This is a genomic window from Nocardia sp. NPDC051981, from assembly GCF_040680715.1.
Taxonomy (GTDB): Bacteria; Actinomycetota; Actinomycetes; order Mycobacteriales; family Mycobacteriaceae; genus Nocardia.
Window position 1 is genome coordinate 3,889 of the sequence record NZ_JBFAXK010000021.1, and the last position, 15,302, is coordinate 19,190.

Below are 15,302 nucleotides of genomic sequence, written 5' to 3' on the forward strand. Positions count from 1 at the left end.
GTTCCCCGCGTAAGAGGCGACGCGCGTTCCCCGCGTAAGAGGCGACGCGCGTTCCCCGCGTAAGAGGCGACGCGCGTTCCCCGCGTAAGAGGCGACGCGCGTTCCCCGCGTAAGAGGCGACCCTCTCGTTGTGGTCCAACGCGAATAGTTCCCCGTGCTCGACGTGATATCGCGTACGCAACGCTCCCCCTTGTGGTCCCGACTCCCGACGCGCCCAGCTCTCCCAACGCAACGTGCCATGCCAAGCCCTCCCCTTGTGGTCCCCCTCCCTTGTGGTCTCTCCCCCTTGTGGTCCTTGATCTCTCTTCTCTCTTCCTTGATCTTCTGCTCTCAACTGTTTGGTGGTGGTTTGTCTGCTGCCCGATCCGCACTATCTTCAGCGAAGCGGGAGATAGTGCGGATCGGGCAGCAGACGGACCACCACCAAACCCACAGGTCAAGGCGATTTCGTATCGCACTTTCATCGCAACGCTTGTGTGCATTCATTCCGCATCCAGTGTGCATTCATTCCGCATTCGTTCCGAATCGAAAACCGGTGCCAGACATAGCGAAAGGCCCGTCCAGCGGAGTGCTGGACGGGCCTTGGTGATTCGAGGGGGCGGCTACTGTCGCCGCGGTGGGTACTGGTCCCAGGTCACGCCGTCGAGGTCGCGGCCGTTCTGTTTGGGGGTGCGCCCGCCCCACTGCTTGAAGAAGAACGCGACCCCGGCAGCGACGCTCTGATCGCAGAGGGCACGGACCCAATCCGGGCGCATCGGCCGGGCCTCGGGGCCGGACTCCCCGCCGACGATGGCCCAGTCGATCCCGGTCAAGTCCAGGTTCGGTAGCGGCCCTAGCAGCGGCTCGCACGACAGGAATCGCACCGCGGCTGGTGTCTTGCGCAGTTCGTCTGCCCGCCAGCAGTATTCGTCGGACTCGATAGAGGTTCCGATCCAGACGTTCGGCAGAGGCCACCGGCTGTCGCGGGCGCCGGCGGTGTCCGGCGGGTCGGTGGCGTTGGCGCGACCGGCCGCGGCTTCGGCGACCTGGTCCTGGAATTGGTTGTCGGACAGGATTTTCGCGAGGCGTCCGGGGCGTTTCGTCAGGATCTGGAACGTGTGCTGGTGGGCGGTGGCCATGACGCCGAAGATCTCGGCCAGGAACTCGCGGGGGACACGGGCGTGGCCGAGGTCGCTCATGCTATTGACGAACACCAGCCGCGGGCGGCGCCAGCGCAGGGGCTCGGTCAGTGCTTGCTGGTGCAGGGTGAGGCCGAATCCGGGTCCGCTGGTGCGGGGGTGCCCGTCGGTCTGGTATTTCGCCGATCCCATGGCGCGTAGCCGTTTGGCCATGGTCAAGGCGTAGCAGTGGTCGCAGCCGGGGCTGATGCGGTCACAGCCGGTGGTGGGGTTCCAGGTGGTTTCGGTCCATTCGATTCCGGTGGTCCGGACGGTGGCATTCATGATCCATCTCGTTCTTCGCAGGGTTGGCGGGTGCTGTGGGTGTGCTAGCGGCGTATGGGTGGGGGTCAGCGGATGAGGTGGAGTGTCGCCCCTGGTCCGTCGCTGTCGCCGTCGGTGTCGCCGCGTTCGGCTTTGAGCCGCTTGACGACCTTGCCCACGTAGCCGTACGACAGTCCGGTCGCCGCGGCGATATCGCGCAGACTGGCGTCGGCCGAATGCATCGCCCAGATGGTCGCGTCGCGGTCCTCGGGAGAAACCGCCGTGTCCTCGGCGGGATCGGGGATGTGTCCTGTGCTGTGTCCTGGATGCACTGAGGACACAGCGGCTGTGTCCTGGGTGTGTCCTGTGGCAGGCGATGACACACCCGGGGACACGGTGGTGTGTCCTGAGGACACAGCAGGCGACAACGCTCCAAAATCCTCGAAATCCGTTGCGGGAGCGGTTCGCTCGGCGATCCCTGCGCGAGGTGTGGTCTTGAGTGCCTGGCCGAGTACCTCGATCAGGATTGTCAGCCCGTGCATGACGGCCATGGCCGCGATCGGCGCTGCACCTGCCACGATCGCTGCCGCCCAGCCCTTGAGGGTGCGTTCGGGCGACAACAACCAGGCGTGTGCGCCGTTGCCGACCAGGCTGACCAGCTCCGACATTGCGAGCATCCACCAGAAGAACGCGCGCTGACCCGGCTCGATGGTCGCGCCGTCCTTCTCGCGGCGTTTCAGCACGACCAGCGCGATAGCTGCCTGGATCAGCGGGCCGTCCACGATGACCGGGGCGCCCCACGCCAGCCACGACGTGATGCCTGCGGCCTGCGCGAGCCCGTGCAGGGCGATAGCCGACCATCCGCTCGCGGCGGTCAACACCGAAATCACTGCGATCAGAGCCGCGGTCTCGACATGATCGCGGGCGGGCCGGTTCCGACCCGGTGTGTCCTCGGCTGTGTCCTGGAATCGGTTCGGTGTGTCCTCCGCTCGGGCGGGTGTGTCCTGGCGGGCGGTGCCCGTGTCCTGCTGCGCGCCAGCCGGGACGGAAGGACACAGGGTGGGGTCGACGTCCTCGGCCGAGGACACGGCGGGCGGGTGGTCGGCGGTGACACGGTGCTGCGGGTCGGGGCTGGTGTCGGTGGCGGTCATGGCGTGGTCCCTCCTCTTGTGGTCGTCGCCGGGTCCGGGTGGGTGTGACCGTGGGGCGCAACAGTGCGCCCCACGGTCGATCCGGCGGCGTTGCCGGTCACTTGCCGCCGTGCACCGTGGCGGGGGTGTAGGCGGCGGTGTAGAGGCGGGCCTTGTCGTTGTCGGGGTCGGGGCCGGTGTAGGTGACCGACAAGGTCGCGCCGACATCGAAACTGGAGGCGCCAGCGGTGGCCATCGCCTGTCCGATCGCCTGTTCCATCCGGCTGGTCGGGTACAGATTCCGTGCCCCGACCGGGGTTTCGAGGGTGATGAACATCTGCATGATGGTGTTGCCGTAGCGGTCCTTGGCGACCTCGCCGGGGGCGCCGTCGAACTTCAGCTTGGGCTGCTCACCGATGTCGGTGATCCGCCCGTACACGGTGGTGCCGGGCGTGGTGTTCTTGGCGAACGCGGACGGGATCTTGTTGGCGGCCTTGATGAATCGCTGACCGAAGTTGGTGGCGGACATGGCTGGATATCTCCTCTGTGATTGAAGGTTCGGTGAGGTCAGCGGCTGCGAGTGCGCTGCTGCTGTTGTGGTTGGCGGTAGTGGCGGTCGAGGTAGGGCACCATCTCCAGGTCCTCGAAGCCGTGGCCGGCGTCGAGGTGGTCGGACAGGTCCTTGCCCGCGGCGGCTTGGAGCACCCGGACTTCTCCGACATGGCCGTGCAGGGTGTGCGCGACCTTGGCGGCGTGCAGGTAGCCAGGGCGGTCGCGGTCGGCGACAACGATCACCCGCCCCGCCCCGTGCAGCCATTTCGCGTGCTCATGGGTCCAGCTGCCGGTGCCCATGGCGTTGCAGGTGGCGATCTGCCCGGCCTCGAACGCGCGGGTGACGTCTTTCTCGCCCTCGCACACGTAGATCTCCCGGCCGCTGTGGACGGCGTCGAGGACTTCGGGCAGCCGGTAGGGCAGCGGCGCGAAACCGGTGTGTTCCCAGTCGTTTCCGTTCCACCGGGCTTGGGTGAACGACTTCCTGTCTCCCAATTCGTGTGGGGTCGAGCGGCGGGTGACCGCGCCTTCGATGCGCCCATCGGGCTGCCGATAGACGTAGGTGCACACGTTCTGCGTCGGCCCGATCGCTTCACCGAGATCGGGTTTCGACGGGATCGGCAACCGCGCGTAGTCGATGGCCTTGTCCACCAACGACACTCGCTGCTGCTGTTCCTGCTGGGCTCGGGATTGCGGGCGGCGTTGCCCGCGCTGGTGGGGCTGGTGGGGCTGGTTGGGGTTGCGTTCGGGTAGTCGGTCCCACATGTCCCGCACGCGGAGCCCGACCTTGTCGAGGACGTCCTTGTCGTCACAGCGGGCGAAGCAACGGACGATTGTCTTTCCCTGGGCGGGGTCGTAGCGCACCCCAAGCGAGGGATTGTGGTGCTTGCCGTCGGCCTCGTGGACCGGGCACAGGAACACTGTCCACCGTGCCCGGTCCCGGCCCGGCCCCATCGTGGCGGTCAAGGCAGCAGTGATCAGCTGCCACGAACGCCCCTGAGCCGGATCATGATTCATGACTGATCAGCGCTCCCGCTGCACCTGACGGCGCTGCGCGCGCGTCAGCCGAGCCAGCGGTGACGGCCGGCCCGCGGCTGTCACTCGCACTGCATCCCAATCGATGTCGGGATGGGCCGCCAATGCGTCGAGGTCGGCGGCCCGGTACAGCGCGACATTCGGCGCCTGGCTGCGGCGTTGCCAGCTGGAGCGGCCGTGTTTGACCGGTTCCAGCCACGCCGCTGTGACCAGGTGCCGCAGGTCACTGGCGCGGACCCGCAGATACTCGGCGGCCTCGTCGAGGGTGTAGAGACGACCGCGCACCGCTGCCGCCTCCAGCGCCGCGGCGTCGTCGAACCGTTCCAAGGTACGCCCGCAATACAGCGGGAAGCCCTTGTAGTCACCGACTTCGGGCAGACTGCCCGATCGCGCCAGTTCCTCGATGGTGTCGCCGGTGACCTCACGGCCGAACCGCTGCGACAACACCTCTGCGGCCCGCACCGCCCCGAGATCGGGAATCGGTCCCACCGCCTCCCGGATCTGATCGATCCGGAATTCGGCGTCGGCGACGACCGCGTCCGACCACCGCGTCGGCCGCGATGTCGTGCCCGCGTCCGGTGCCGGGATGATCCCGTCGGCCACCGCGCGGTCGAACAATGCCACCGACAGCCCGAGCCGTTCACCGAACTGGATCGGACCCCAATACCGGTGCCGTCGAGGCGAATTGCTCTCTGCCATGACGATCACCGCTCCCGCTGGATCGGGCCGCGGCGGCGGACCCGGTGCGGTTCGGTCAACTCTCTGGCCTGATAGAGGCTGCGACGCTGTACCTCGTCCAGGCCGAAGTCGTCGCCTTTGGCCAGGTTGAACTCGATGTTGTCGATGAACCGGTCCATGGTGTCGGGGGCGTCGCGCCAATCGGCGTACGCATCCGACAGGTACCGCCACTGGTCGGCGTGCGGGCCCGAGTTCCACCGGTCATCGATCTGACGGGTCTTGGCGTAGATCTCGTCGATCTGTTCGTTGGTCACGTCCGGCCGGTAGGCAGACTGCTGCAGCGCGGTCTGTTCCCGGAAGTCGGAACGCATAGCTTCCTCGTGCTCGGCTTCCATAACTCAGCGCTCCCTTCGGATCGGCGTGCGCTGCTGGTGAAGGGCTTCGATCGCGAGGTGCTCCTCGTGGGCGATGTTGCGGGCCTGGATCACGCTGCGGCGCATGTCCTCGGTGAGTCCGTAGTCCTCCCACACGTTGTCGCTGACGTCGAGGGCTTCGGCGAAGCCCTGCATCGCGTGCGGGTAGTCGCGGAAATCGGAATAGACCATGTGCAGGAAGTCCCAGTCCACGGCGTACGCCCCGGAGCGCCACCGCTGGTCGCGTTCGAAGGCCCGGCCGGTGATCTCGCGGCGTTCGGCCTCGGTCACACTGGGTTGCAACGCTTTCCACCTCTCGGTGATCTGGTCGTGGAAGTCGCTGCGCATGGCTTCTTCGTGTTCGGACTGCATGCTGGTCACCGGTCCCTTCTGATCGGCTCGCGCTGCGTGGACGGCTTCCACGTCTGCTGGGCGCAGCGCTGTTCGCGGGCGATGTTGTGGGCCTGGTTCAGGCTGCGTAGCTGCACCTCGGTCGGCCCGTAGTCGGCGTAGACGGTCGGGTTGGTGCGCAGGTCCTCGACGAAGATGCGCATGTCCTCGGGGTAGTCGCGCCAGTCGGTGTAGGCGGCGTGCAGGAACGCCCATTCCTGCGCATGCGGGCCCGACTGCCACCGCTGGTCGTATTCGGCGACCCGCCGACGGATCTCGTCGACCTGGTCGTCGGTGACCCCGGGCGCCAGAGCGTTCAGGCTGATCGCAACGCGGTCGGAGAAGTCCGCCCGCATCGCCTCTTCGTGTTCGCGGTGCATGATCACCGGCTCATCTGCGGGCGCGGCTTGTCCGCACCGTTGGTGAACTGCTCACGCCGGACGCTGCGGAGCTTGTCGACGGCCTCGTCACGCTCCCCGCGGTACCGGTCGCGATCGGCGCGCGCGGTGTCGAGGTCGCCCCGCAGATCCCGCAGCTCCTGGTTCAGGCCCAGCTGGGTGTTCTTCAGCGTGTCCAGATCGCCGTGCACTGATTCGAGCTGCTTCTTGTGGTTGTCGCGGTCGGCGGTCACCGCGTCCAGGCCCCGCTGCAGCATCAGCACGCGCCGCTCCAGGTCCTCGGAACTGGTTCCGGTGCTGGGCTTTTCGACCTTTCTTTCCTTGTCGGGGGGTTGGGGCTTGTCGGGGTTCAGGTCGCGGTGCCAGTCCTCGACGCTGGCGCCGATGTCGACCTGGTTGCCCTCGGCGAGGTAGAAGGGGTGGCGGCGGCCGGTCTCGCGGGCGCGCACGGCCAGCGAGGTTCCCGGCTTCCAGGAGTTGAACCGGACCGTGTCGTTCGTCCACGCGGCGGCCTCGGCTTCGGTGGCGAAGTAGCCGCGCATCAGCTGCTGCGACCCGTCGGGCGAGCTGGCGGCCAACGACACCTGGCAGCGGGAATTGGCTTCGGCGTTGGCGAATTCCCACCGGACCTGCTCGGTCGTCATCCCCGCGCGCTGGGCCTGCTCGGCGGCCTGGCGCCGCGCGAGCTCACCGTGGGGGTCGCGGCCGCGGCCGCTGGCCTGGTCGCGCAGCCACGTGTACTGCACGTGCCGGATGTCCTGGATCGCGTTGGCGCGGGCGTAGTCCTGATCGATCGCGACTTCCTGCGCAACGTGCGACGCCGACTTCGGCGCCGGCGGTTGCGGCTGACCCTGCTGCGGCGATTGGGTCGGCTGGGCGGGCTGGTCCACGGTCATCGACGCCACCCGACGGTCCCATTCCTGGGTGCGGGCGCTGACCCACTGCTCGGACTCGACCGCCGCCACCCGCGCCTCACGGCGGTCGCGGTCGGTCATCGGGGTGAACACCGCCGCGAAGGACGCGTCCATCGTGTGCGGGGCGCGGGTGGCGCGGTCCAGAGCCATCACGACCTGCCCGCGGTGCTCGATCCCGAGCGCGGAACTGCCCAGGCTTTCCTCGATCCGCAACCGCATCGCCTCCAGGCGCTCGATGTCGGCGGCGGCGTCGTGGTCGGTGTAGAGCGGGTCGTTCTCGCGCCGGAACCGCGCCACGGCGTGCTCGGAGCGGTAATCAGCGACCCGCTTGGTGTAGTAGGCGGCGTTGACCTTCTCGGCACCGACCTGGGCCATGATCTGCTCGGCCAACTCGCGGCGCTGCTTACGGTTCAGCTTCGGCGCGCGACCGTCGGCACCACGAAAGGTGCGCAGCCACTGCCCCGCGACGGTGAGCACGTCACGGAACGTGCGGCCGGTCTGCTGGGTGATCTCATCGATTTCAGACATGAGGTGATGAATTCCTTTCAGGGATACAGGGATTGGGTTATCGGGTGCGTTCGATGGGCGGGCGCTGCGCGGCGAGCTGCTGTTCGCGGTGATCGGCGGCGGTGTCGGTGAGGCTGATCCGGCTCGCAGGGCCGCGCACCCAGCCGATGCCCTTCTCGACGGTTTCCAGGTCGCGGTCCATGACCCGCAATCCCTGGTGAGTGAGGATGGCGGCCTCACGCGGGTCGGTCGGCGCGCCGAGATCGTCGGCCCGCAGGGACTTCGGGGACTGCACCAACAGCGCGTACTGGCCGCGGATTCGGGCGATGTCCTTGCGCAGTGCGCGCACGCGGTCGCCGAGTTCTCCGATCTCGTCGTACAACTCGCTGGGGATGGGTAGGACCGGCTCTTTCCGGTTCTTGAACATTGGTTTCCTTTCTGTGGAGCCCGCGAAGGTGCGGGGTCAGTGGGCTTTGCGATGGGCGCGGGCGGCGCGGTGTTCGGTGAACGCGGCCAACGCCAGCGACGGGGACGGGCGCCGCGCGGCGTCCCAGCTCAGGTATGCGATCCAGCCCAGCCCGTAGACGACGATGGGGACACCGACCTCGGCGGGCTGGCCCCACGCCGCGGTCGCGGCGAGGCCGACCACAACGGAGGAGCCCGCCGTGCTCGCACGCCAGATCCGGCCGTGGGTACGCGGGTTCGCCGCCGGGACCGGCACGGGGTCGCCGGATTCGGCGGGCGCGGCCGTGGCGGGCTGCTCCGGTACGGCGACCGGTCGCGCGGTCGGTGCGGCCTGCGGGTTCTCGTCGGCGACGTCGGAGAGGAAATCGGCGATCTCGTCGGCCATCACCTCGGCCTCGGCGGCGATCTCGTCGCGGCTGAGGCTCTTGCGGGGCTGCTCGTCGTCGTGCTCGTCGTCGTGGTCGTGGTCGTGGTCGTGGTCACGGAAGATGCGCATAGCGGTTGTGCTCCAATCGGATTCGCGCAGGTAGGTGAGGGGTTATGCGGTGGCGGCGGGCGTCGGGTCGTCGCCGACGGGTAGAACCGGGGCGGGCGAGGTGCCCGGCAGCGGGGTTTGTTCGGCCTTGTTCAGGGGCACGACCCGTCCGAAGCGGGCCTGACCGTGTTTGAAGAACACGAAGTCACCGGTGTCGAACTGGCGCACCCGGTCGGGGTCGACCAGCCATTTCTCGCCGACGGACACCTGGCCCTCGTCGCCGTGGCGCTGGCCTTTGATCAGGTGCCGTGACGGCAACATGACCGGCACCGATCCGGCGTGTTTGCACAGTTCACCGGCGTTTTCCATGTAGCCCAACAAGACTCCGCCGGCGCAGGTTTTCAGCAGTCGTCCCAGCGACCAGGCGTCGGGGGCGACCGATTCCGGGGATTGGCCGCAGAAGACCATGGCGATCTTCTGGGAGCGTCCGCGTTCGGCGATGTCCTCGATCCCGATGGACCCGTGCTTGGTGGTCAGGGCCGAGAGTTCGTCGATGAACAGGATCACGCTGCGCCGCAGGTGCTTTGCGGTGCGTCCGGCGCGCTGCATCAACAGCCGCAGGGTCATGGCGACCTGGGCGCGGGCGGCGTCCTTGTCCAGAGCCGGGACGGTCATGAACAGCACGTCGAGGTCGTCGAGGTCGACGCCGTCGTCGAAGACCATGCGCCCGCTGGTGTCCTTGAGCTCTTCGAACAGGTTGGTGCACTTGATCAACGCGTCGTCGAGCTGGGGAACCTTCTCGCCCTGCATGGCATCGATCTGGCGCACCACATCGGGGGCGTAGTTCCACGCCTTCTTGAGGTTGTCCTCGACCAGCAGGTTCAGGAACTCGACGTGGTTGCGGGGCTTGCCGGTCGGGTTGTCCACCACCAGGGCCGCGATGCGGGTTTGCATGCCCTCGAAGTGCTGGCCCTCGGCGGTGGTGGCCTCGCCGGTCGCCGCCAGCAGGGCCGCGACCATCGCTCGCAGGTCCCGCGCGGGGGTCTTGTCCCAGGCGTCGAGGGTGTCCATCCCCGGCACCCCGACCAGCGCGATCCGCTTGGGGTCCACGCCCTGGGCTTGCATGGATTCACGCAGGCTCATCCCAAGTTCGCGGTCGTCCTCGCCGCCCTTGCACGAGATCATCACCAGCAGTGGGCGGGCATGTTTGCCTGCCATCGCGGGCACCCCGGACCACTTCTGCCAGGCCCGCCACTCGTAGTCGAACAGCGCGGCGGCATAGCGTTCCATCAGGACGGTCTTGCCGCTGCCGGTGGTGCCGAACAGGGCCTGCTGCTTGCGGACATCGGAATGCGCGATGGCCAGCCAGGGTTCGTGCCGTTTGGTCAGCGTCCGCCATACCCCGGGCGCCTTGTGGCTGACGGTGTTGGCGAGGGTGCCGAGCACGATGTCGTGCCCACGGTGCAGGGGCGCACCCTTTTTCGCCGCGCGGGCCGCGGACTGCTGGCGCCGCGCGGTCAGCGAGTCCTGTACGCGTTTGGTGGTGCGCAGCGACTTCAACCCGACGGTCTCGGTCTTGATCAGGAAATGCGCCCACCACAGCGACGCCACCAACATCGTGGACGGCAGGCCGAGGACCAGCATCATCGACAGTCCGCCCAGATGCCCGTGGGCGAGGTGTTCGGCGCCGTCCCACAACAGGCTCAACGGTGTCGACCACGACCCGCCCGCCAACGCCGACGCCAGCGGCAACGCCCACGCCGCGGCGGCGAAGTTCCGCAGCCGGTGCGGCTCAACGGGTTTGGTAGCAGCGACGACCACGATCAGCACGAGCATCGCGGTCAACGCCGCCCCGCACACCAGCGCGGTCTCCACCGTCGCACCGGCATGCGACAGGTCCGGGTTCGACCAGTGGGTGAGCGGGTCGGTCGCCTCCCGCACGACCGGCGGGGTTCCGGGCGGGGCCTCGGCGGTGATCGGTGCAAACGGGGTCGCCGAAACGTCCGGCGCGGCGGCCAGGCCGCAGTCGGTGGGGGTGATCAGTGGGGTGCAGTCGGGGGTGCTCATGATGCTTCCTTGGAGATTTCGAAGATGGTGTGGCGCTCGCGTTTTGCCTCGCGGTCGGCGTCACGGATGCTCTGGCGGCGGTCTCGGAACGCCTGCCATTCCTTGTCGAAGTCCCGGATTCGCAGCTGCAAGGACAAGGAATCGAATTCGGCGGGCAGCCGGGCCGCGGCGGCCTCGACGTTGTTGAGAACCGCGTCGGTGCGGCACAGGTACAGCAGGCCGACCATGGTGTAGGGGTGCGCGTCACGGGCGGCACGGATCGCGCCCTGCAACGCGGTATCCATGTGAGCCTTGTCCTTGACGCTGAGCTCGACCTCCAGCGCCCACCAGCCGTAGCTGCCGCCCACCACGCCCAGGAACCGGCCGTCATGCAGATGCGGGCGCCCTGGCAGCGGGTCGATACCGGTGGAGAACTCCAACACCGCGGTACCGCGCCGCTTCTCGGCGGCGATGCGGGCGGCGACGGTGGCCTCACGCTGCAGGGCGCGTTCGGAGATGAACGCGGTCGGATCGTTGCCGACCAGCATGATCCGGGCCTGGGCGACCGCGCGGTAGTGCTCGGCGTACATCAGCGGCGGGGTCCATTCCGCAGGACGCCACCCCAGATAGCGGGCTTGCACTCGCGGCGGGGCGTACACCCACGCCCGGCCGCGCTGCACCTTCTCCAGCTCGCACAACAGCCCTTTGGCGATCAGCTCCCGCACGATCGCGTACGCGCTGGATTCGAGGACGTTGAGGTACTGGGCCAACACGTCGACCTGCATGCCGCGCATGTCCGACACCGCCCGCAACACCTGGGACTGACGTTCGGTGATCGCGGCCTGCCGACGCGACGGCAGAATCCGGCCCAGCGACCCCGCCGGCACACCGAGTTCGGCGGCGATCTCCTTGGCGCGGAACCCGCTTGCCCGCAAGGCTTGTGCCTCGCCCAGGACGGTTTCGACCTGGCGCAGGCTGACCCCGAGCAGTTCACGAATCTGGGTGTAGGTCAGCCCGGCATCTCGCAGGCCACCGATGATCTGGGTCCGGTACCGACGCTCCAAACCGGCGTAATGGTGGTTCCTCGTGTTGTGGTTCATCGGCTGCGCCTCCTGTCCTGGTCTAGGGATGCCGGTGTTGTGTTGGAAGTGCGGCGGGCGGCGAAGTCGTGGCGGGCTTGCGCGGCCAGCTGGGCGGCGTCGCGGATTTCGCGGGGCCGCACCCCGCATTTCGGGCAGCGTCGCGACGCCCCGCCCTCGCGTTTGAGCTGCCGCTCACGGGCGCGAGTGCCGTCCCAGGTGCGGGCCAGCTCCCAACCGATTCCGTTGTTGCGCAGCACTTCCAGCAGTCGCGCGCCGCGCCCGGCCCGGTGTTCGGCCAACCGGTGGTCCAGATCAGAGGTCCACCCGGTGTAATGGCGGGCGTGCCGATACGGGCGTTCGAAATGCAGCAGGTAGACCGTGCCCTGCGGCGCGCGGCGGCTCATCGCGACCTCACGATCCCGCGCTGACGCGGCACTGCACGCCCACGCGCGATATCGGTACGGGCCTGCGCCGCGAGCACACCCATGGCCTCGATCTCGCTGCACGAGTTCGGCTCACGTTCGGACTCCGGAGCACCGTCCTGAGTGCGGGCATGGGCACGGTCTCGCTCGACAAGCCGGGTGTTGATTCCGAGCCGCTCAGCGATCTCCGGGGCGGTCAAGCCCTGACTGGTCAGGCGGTCGACGTGTTCGCGGCGTTCCTCACGCGCGGATTCTGGTGTCCAGCGCGCTTTTTCGGGGCGCCCGTTCGGGTCGTCGATCGCGGTTTCGTCCCACTCCAGCGGCAACGGCCATCCATTGCGTGCGCCGATGGCCCGCGCCCGCGCCGACTGGCCCGGCACCCACTGCCAGCGGTCGAACACCGCCCGCACCGCGCGCTCACGCTCGGCCGTAATCGAACGCCCGAAAGTCTCACCGTCCGTGCGTTTGCCGACCAGGGCCGCCATCGTGGCACTGTTGGGCGCCACCCCGATCTCGCGAGCGATCCGCGAGGCCGAATGACCGGCCGCGACCAGAGCTTGCACCCGCCGCCGCGCACCCAGAATCGGCACCAACGCGTTGTCGGCAGCGACGTCGCCAGCATGCTCAGGAACAGCGACCTTCAAGATCGCGGCCTGAATCTGCTCACTGACGCGCCCGTTCGGGTTGGCCAGGACGCGGCTGATCGTGGAATGCCCCAGCCCGGCCAGGTGCGCGACCTGGCCCGGGCGGATACCTGCGGCACCGAGCATCTCGATATGAGCGAGCACCGCGTCATTGGGCACGCGCGGATTCCAGCGGCCGTAGGCGATCTGACGTTTGCGCAACCGGTCGTAATGCAGCTTGCACATTCCACGCCGCGCCACCTGGTCCACGCCGTCACCGCACCCGCATTCGGCGCTCATCGCGACCGCCTCCGATCGGGCTCCGCGCCAGGACGCGCGGACCGGCGCGCAGCGAGCTTCGCGCGGGCTTCCGAGATCAGCTCCCGCATGTCGCTGGCATCGATGCCGCGGTCTTCGCACGCGTTCGCCGAACGCACCCACCGCGCGATCTGCAACGACTCCCGTTGCGCCGGACTGCACTGCCGCTTCGGGACCGCGGTGGCCTCGTCGTAGAGGTAGCCGCGCACCACCCCGCGACGGGTGTTGGCCATCACCTGCGCCTGCGCCTCATCACCCGGACGCTGATTACGCTGGGCCAGTTGACGTTTGGTCCTCAGATGACCCGGAGCCATCCGCCACGGATAGGTCGGAATCCCATACCGCTCACCATCGGGATCATGGAACCGCGCGGTCATCGCGACCGCCGCCGATCAACCCCGACCGTCGCACGGGCCGCGGTGGCCTCCAGCGACGTCATCAACGCGCGTGCGGCGGGCCGCTCCTCGCTCCCCCGGGCCGGACGCGGCTGTCCGGGATGCTGAGCGCGGGCCTGCCCGACCCGATCGATCCACGCCGCCGACGTCAACTGCTCATGCGAGGCCGACAACGCGTACATCTGTTCCCGGTCGAGAACGTCGTCCAACGCGGTCGACAACTCGGCGACGCGAGCATCACGATCGGCCAGGACACGACGCAGCCGCTGGTTCTCGGCCTCCAACACAGCCTTCGACCCGAACAAAGCCGCCCAGTTCATACCAGATCACCCCCGGCGGGCAGCTCAGCCAGCGGCTCAACCGCGGTCGCCGCCAACGCATCCGCGATACCAGCGGACACCAGATCACGCAGCAACATCGCCTGCTCCAGCGTCAACTGCATCGACATGCGACCCCGGCCGGGATGGCCGTCGACAACGTCGACACAGATCCTGTCGACGTTCTCGAAGTAGCCGACCTGGAACGAACCCCACACCGACGTACCCACACGAACCTTGTCGACATTGACCGCGGACCCGTGCTCGTCGACCTGGGACACGTGGTAGCCCATGAAATCGCGCATCACGCCGCCCCCTTCGCTTCCGCAGGGACGCCGAGCAGCGCAGAGAGCTTGGTACGCACGGCTTCCGAGACTGGAGGGGCGTCGGCTACGAGCTTTGCGACGTACTCAGCGACGTCAGCCTGGCGCCGGCTTCCGGCACCTTCCTGCCTGCGTTCACTACGAGTACTCACGCCACACCGCCGGTCTGACTCAGGGGGCGGACCAGCGCGAGAACCTGGTCGCGATCCACCTTGATCAGTCGCGGACCGACCTGGAAGCCATCCAGCAGGCCGCCGTCGACCCAGCGGCGGATGGTTCGGGGATGAACTCCGCCGGCCAAATCAGCCGCATCACGGAGGCTGATCAGCGTCTTTCGCGAACCGTATGAACTGTTCCGCCTGCTCACGAACATCACTCCTCTGAACTATGAAGGCAACATCAGATTCACCATCTGATGTCTTCAAAGTTAGATCTGATGTCCTCTGATGTCTAGACATTCGTGCGCTTTTCATCACATTTGCTGGCGGTTTGGAAGAAGTCCCACGTCAGGAAGGTTGCATAGGCATCAACTGGTATGTTCTGTTTGCCAAGACAGCCATCGGAGGAGAACGTGGACATCACCGGCGACGCGAAGCACCGCCAGATCGCACGCGAGATCCGCAACGAGATCGAGTCCGGCCGACTGCGGCCCGGCCAGAAGTTGCCGAGTACACGGGTGCTGGCCGAGCAGTTCGGGGTGAGCGTTGCACCGGTCAACGACGCGATGGCCATCCTTGAAGAGGAAGGGCTGGTTGTTAGCCGACCACGTTCCGGACGAATGGTCAGTGACAATGCCGCGCCCGGAGCACCACGCCCACGGCGAGGACGGCCTCAGGTGATCTATGTAGGCGGCTATGCAGGCAGCGGAAAAACGGAGTTCGGCCGCATACTGGCGAAGATGACCGGTTGGGCGATGCTCGACAAGGACACCATCACCCGGGCTGTGGTCGATACGGCCCTCGTTCAGCTAGGCAGCACCGTTGCCGACCGCGAATCGCCGATCTACATGGACCTTGTCCGCCCTGCCGAATACGAGTGCCTCGCTGCCGCGGTTCGCGAGAACGTCGCGTGCGGCGTAAGCGTCATCGCGACCGCGCCCTACATCAAGGAGTTCGGAACTGAGGCTTGGTTCCGCCGTACAGCGGCTGAGCTCGACACCATGGGCGCGGACATGGAAGTGATCTGGATCCGATGCCAGCCAGATTCGATGCACTCATACATCACCCGGCGGGGCGCGGCCCGGGACAGTGGGAAGCTCGCCAGCTGGAACACCTACATAGACGGCCTCGACATCACTTTCGAACCACCCTGGACGCACACTATCGTCGTGAACGACCCCGATTCGCCGCCGTTGCGAGAACAGGCGCAGGATCTGATCAAATCCCTTAGGGACTGAGC

At 67.5% G+C, this 15,302-nt stretch carries 20 protein-coding genes; 1 reads left to right on the forward strand and 19 read right to left on the reverse strand.

The window, feature by feature from the left end:
- Positions 1-602: 602 nt before the first annotated feature.
- From AB0L60_RS29840 to AB0L60_RS29930, 19 genes are all read right to left on the reverse strand, one after another.
- Positions 603-1,442 (reverse strand): phage Gp37/Gp68 family protein, encoded by an 840-nt coding sequence (locus tag AB0L60_RS29840; RefSeq protein ID WP_364620507.1) that lies wholly within the window; start codon positions 1,440-1,442, stop codon positions 603-605.
- Positions 1,443-1,507: 65 nt separating this feature from the next.
- Positions 1,508-2,572 carry a DUF2637 domain-containing protein gene (locus AB0L60_RS29845; RefSeq protein ID WP_364620510.1) on the reverse strand — a complete coding sequence of 355 codons (1,065 nt, stop codon included), beginning with the start codon at positions 2,570-2,572 and terminating at the stop codon, positions 1,508-1,510.
- 97 nt (positions 2,573-2,669) lie between these two features.
- On the reverse strand, positions 2,670-3,080 hold the full coding sequence (locus tag AB0L60_RS29850) for a hypothetical protein (protein ID WP_364620513.1): 411 nt from the start codon (positions 3,078-3,080) through the stop codon (positions 2,670-2,672).
- 38 nt (positions 3,081-3,118) lie between these two features.
- On the reverse strand, positions 3,119-4,069 hold the full coding sequence (locus AB0L60_RS29855) for a toprim domain-containing protein (protein ID WP_364620515.1): 951 nt from the start codon (positions 4,067-4,069) through the stop codon (positions 3,119-3,121).
- Positions 4,070-4,126: 57 nt separating this feature from the next.
- The gene (locus AB0L60_RS29860) at positions 4,127-4,837 is read right to left on the reverse strand and encodes a hypothetical protein (RefSeq protein ID WP_364620518.1); all 711 of its coding nucleotides are present in this window, start codon (positions 4,835-4,837) and stop codon (positions 4,127-4,129) included.
- A 5-nt stretch (positions 4,838-4,842) separates the two neighbouring features.
- On the reverse strand, positions 4,843-5,187 hold the full coding sequence (locus AB0L60_RS29865; protein WP_364620521.1) for a hypothetical protein: 345 nt from the start codon (positions 5,185-5,187) through the stop codon (positions 4,843-4,845).
- A gap of 27 nt (positions 5,188-5,214) precedes the next feature.
- Positions 5,215-5,610 carry a hypothetical protein gene (locus AB0L60_RS29870; RefSeq protein WP_364620524.1) on the reverse strand — a complete coding sequence of 132 codons (396 nt, stop codon included), beginning with the start codon at positions 5,608-5,610 and terminating at the stop codon, positions 5,215-5,217.
- The gene (locus tag AB0L60_RS29875; RefSeq protein WP_364620528.1) at positions 5,607-5,999 is read right to left on the reverse strand and encodes a hypothetical protein; all 393 of its coding nucleotides are present in this window, start codon (positions 5,997-5,999) and stop codon (positions 5,607-5,609) included. The genes AB0L60_RS29870 and AB0L60_RS29875 overlap by 4 nt, the downstream gene beginning before the upstream one ends.
- Positions 6,000-6,001: 2 nt before the next feature.
- Entirely contained in the window at positions 6,002-7,459 is a 1,458-nt protein-coding gene (locus tag AB0L60_RS29880) for a hypothetical protein (RefSeq protein ID WP_364620531.1), read from the reverse strand.
- Positions 7,460-7,496: 37 nt separating this feature from the next.
- Positions 7,497-7,865: a hypothetical protein gene (locus tag AB0L60_RS29885; RefSeq protein ID WP_364620534.1), complete on the reverse strand. Its 369-nt coding sequence runs from the start codon at positions 7,863-7,865 to the stop codon at positions 7,497-7,499.
- A gap of 36 nt (positions 7,866-7,901) precedes the next feature.
- Positions 7,902-8,399: a hypothetical protein gene (locus tag AB0L60_RS29890; protein ID WP_364620537.1), complete on the reverse strand. Its 498-nt coding sequence runs from the start codon at positions 8,397-8,399 to the stop codon at positions 7,902-7,904.
- Positions 8,400-8,441: 42 nt separating this feature from the next.
- A complete protein-coding gene (locus tag AB0L60_RS29895) occupies positions 8,442-10,445 on the reverse strand; it encodes a hypothetical protein (RefSeq protein ID WP_364620540.1) in 2,004 nt (667 codons plus the stop codon).
- Positions 10,442-11,524, reverse strand: coding sequence for a hypothetical protein (locus tag AB0L60_RS29900; protein WP_364620543.1), 1,083 nt, complete (start codon positions 11,522-11,524; stop codon positions 10,442-10,444). The genes AB0L60_RS29895 and AB0L60_RS29900 overlap by 4 nt, the downstream gene beginning before the upstream one ends.
- Complete coding sequence (locus AB0L60_RS29905) at positions 11,521-11,910, reverse strand: hypothetical protein (protein ID WP_364620546.1); 390 nt, start codon at positions 11,908-11,910, stop codon at positions 11,521-11,523. Before AB0L60_RS29905 ends, AB0L60_RS29900 begins: the two co-directional genes overlap by 4 nt.
- The gene (locus AB0L60_RS29910; protein ID WP_364620548.1) at positions 11,907-12,851 is read right to left on the reverse strand and encodes a hypothetical protein; all 945 of its coding nucleotides are present in this window, start codon (positions 12,849-12,851) and stop codon (positions 11,907-11,909) included. The genes AB0L60_RS29905 and AB0L60_RS29910 overlap by 4 nt, the downstream gene beginning before the upstream one ends.
- Positions 12,848-13,246 (reverse strand): hypothetical protein, encoded by a 399-nt coding sequence (locus tag AB0L60_RS29915; RefSeq protein WP_364620551.1) that lies wholly within the window; start codon positions 13,244-13,246, stop codon positions 12,848-12,850. The genes AB0L60_RS29910 and AB0L60_RS29915 overlap by 4 nt, the downstream gene beginning before the upstream one ends.
- Positions 13,243-13,584 (reverse strand): hypothetical protein, encoded by a 342-nt coding sequence (locus AB0L60_RS29920; RefSeq protein WP_364620554.1) that lies wholly within the window; start codon positions 13,582-13,584, stop codon positions 13,243-13,245. The genes AB0L60_RS29915 and AB0L60_RS29920 overlap by 4 nt, the downstream gene beginning before the upstream one ends.
- Positions 13,581-13,886, reverse strand: coding sequence for a hypothetical protein (locus AB0L60_RS29925; RefSeq protein WP_364620556.1), 306 nt, complete (start codon positions 13,884-13,886; stop codon positions 13,581-13,583). Before AB0L60_RS29925 ends, AB0L60_RS29920 begins: the two co-directional genes overlap by 4 nt.
- A gap of 166 nt (positions 13,887-14,052) precedes the next feature.
- Complete coding sequence (locus AB0L60_RS29930) at positions 14,053-14,280, reverse strand: helix-turn-helix domain-containing protein (protein ID WP_364620558.1); 228 nt, start codon at positions 14,278-14,280, stop codon at positions 14,053-14,055.
- A 195-nt stretch (positions 14,281-14,475) separates the two neighbouring features.
- Between AB0L60_RS29930 and AB0L60_RS29935 the strand changes: the two genes are divergently transcribed.
- The gene (locus AB0L60_RS29935) at positions 14,476-15,300 is read left to right on the forward strand and encodes a GntR family transcriptional regulator (RefSeq protein ID WP_364620561.1); all 825 of its coding nucleotides are present in this window, start codon (positions 14,476-14,478) and stop codon (positions 15,298-15,300) included.
- Positions 15,301-15,302: the final 2 nt, after the last annotated feature.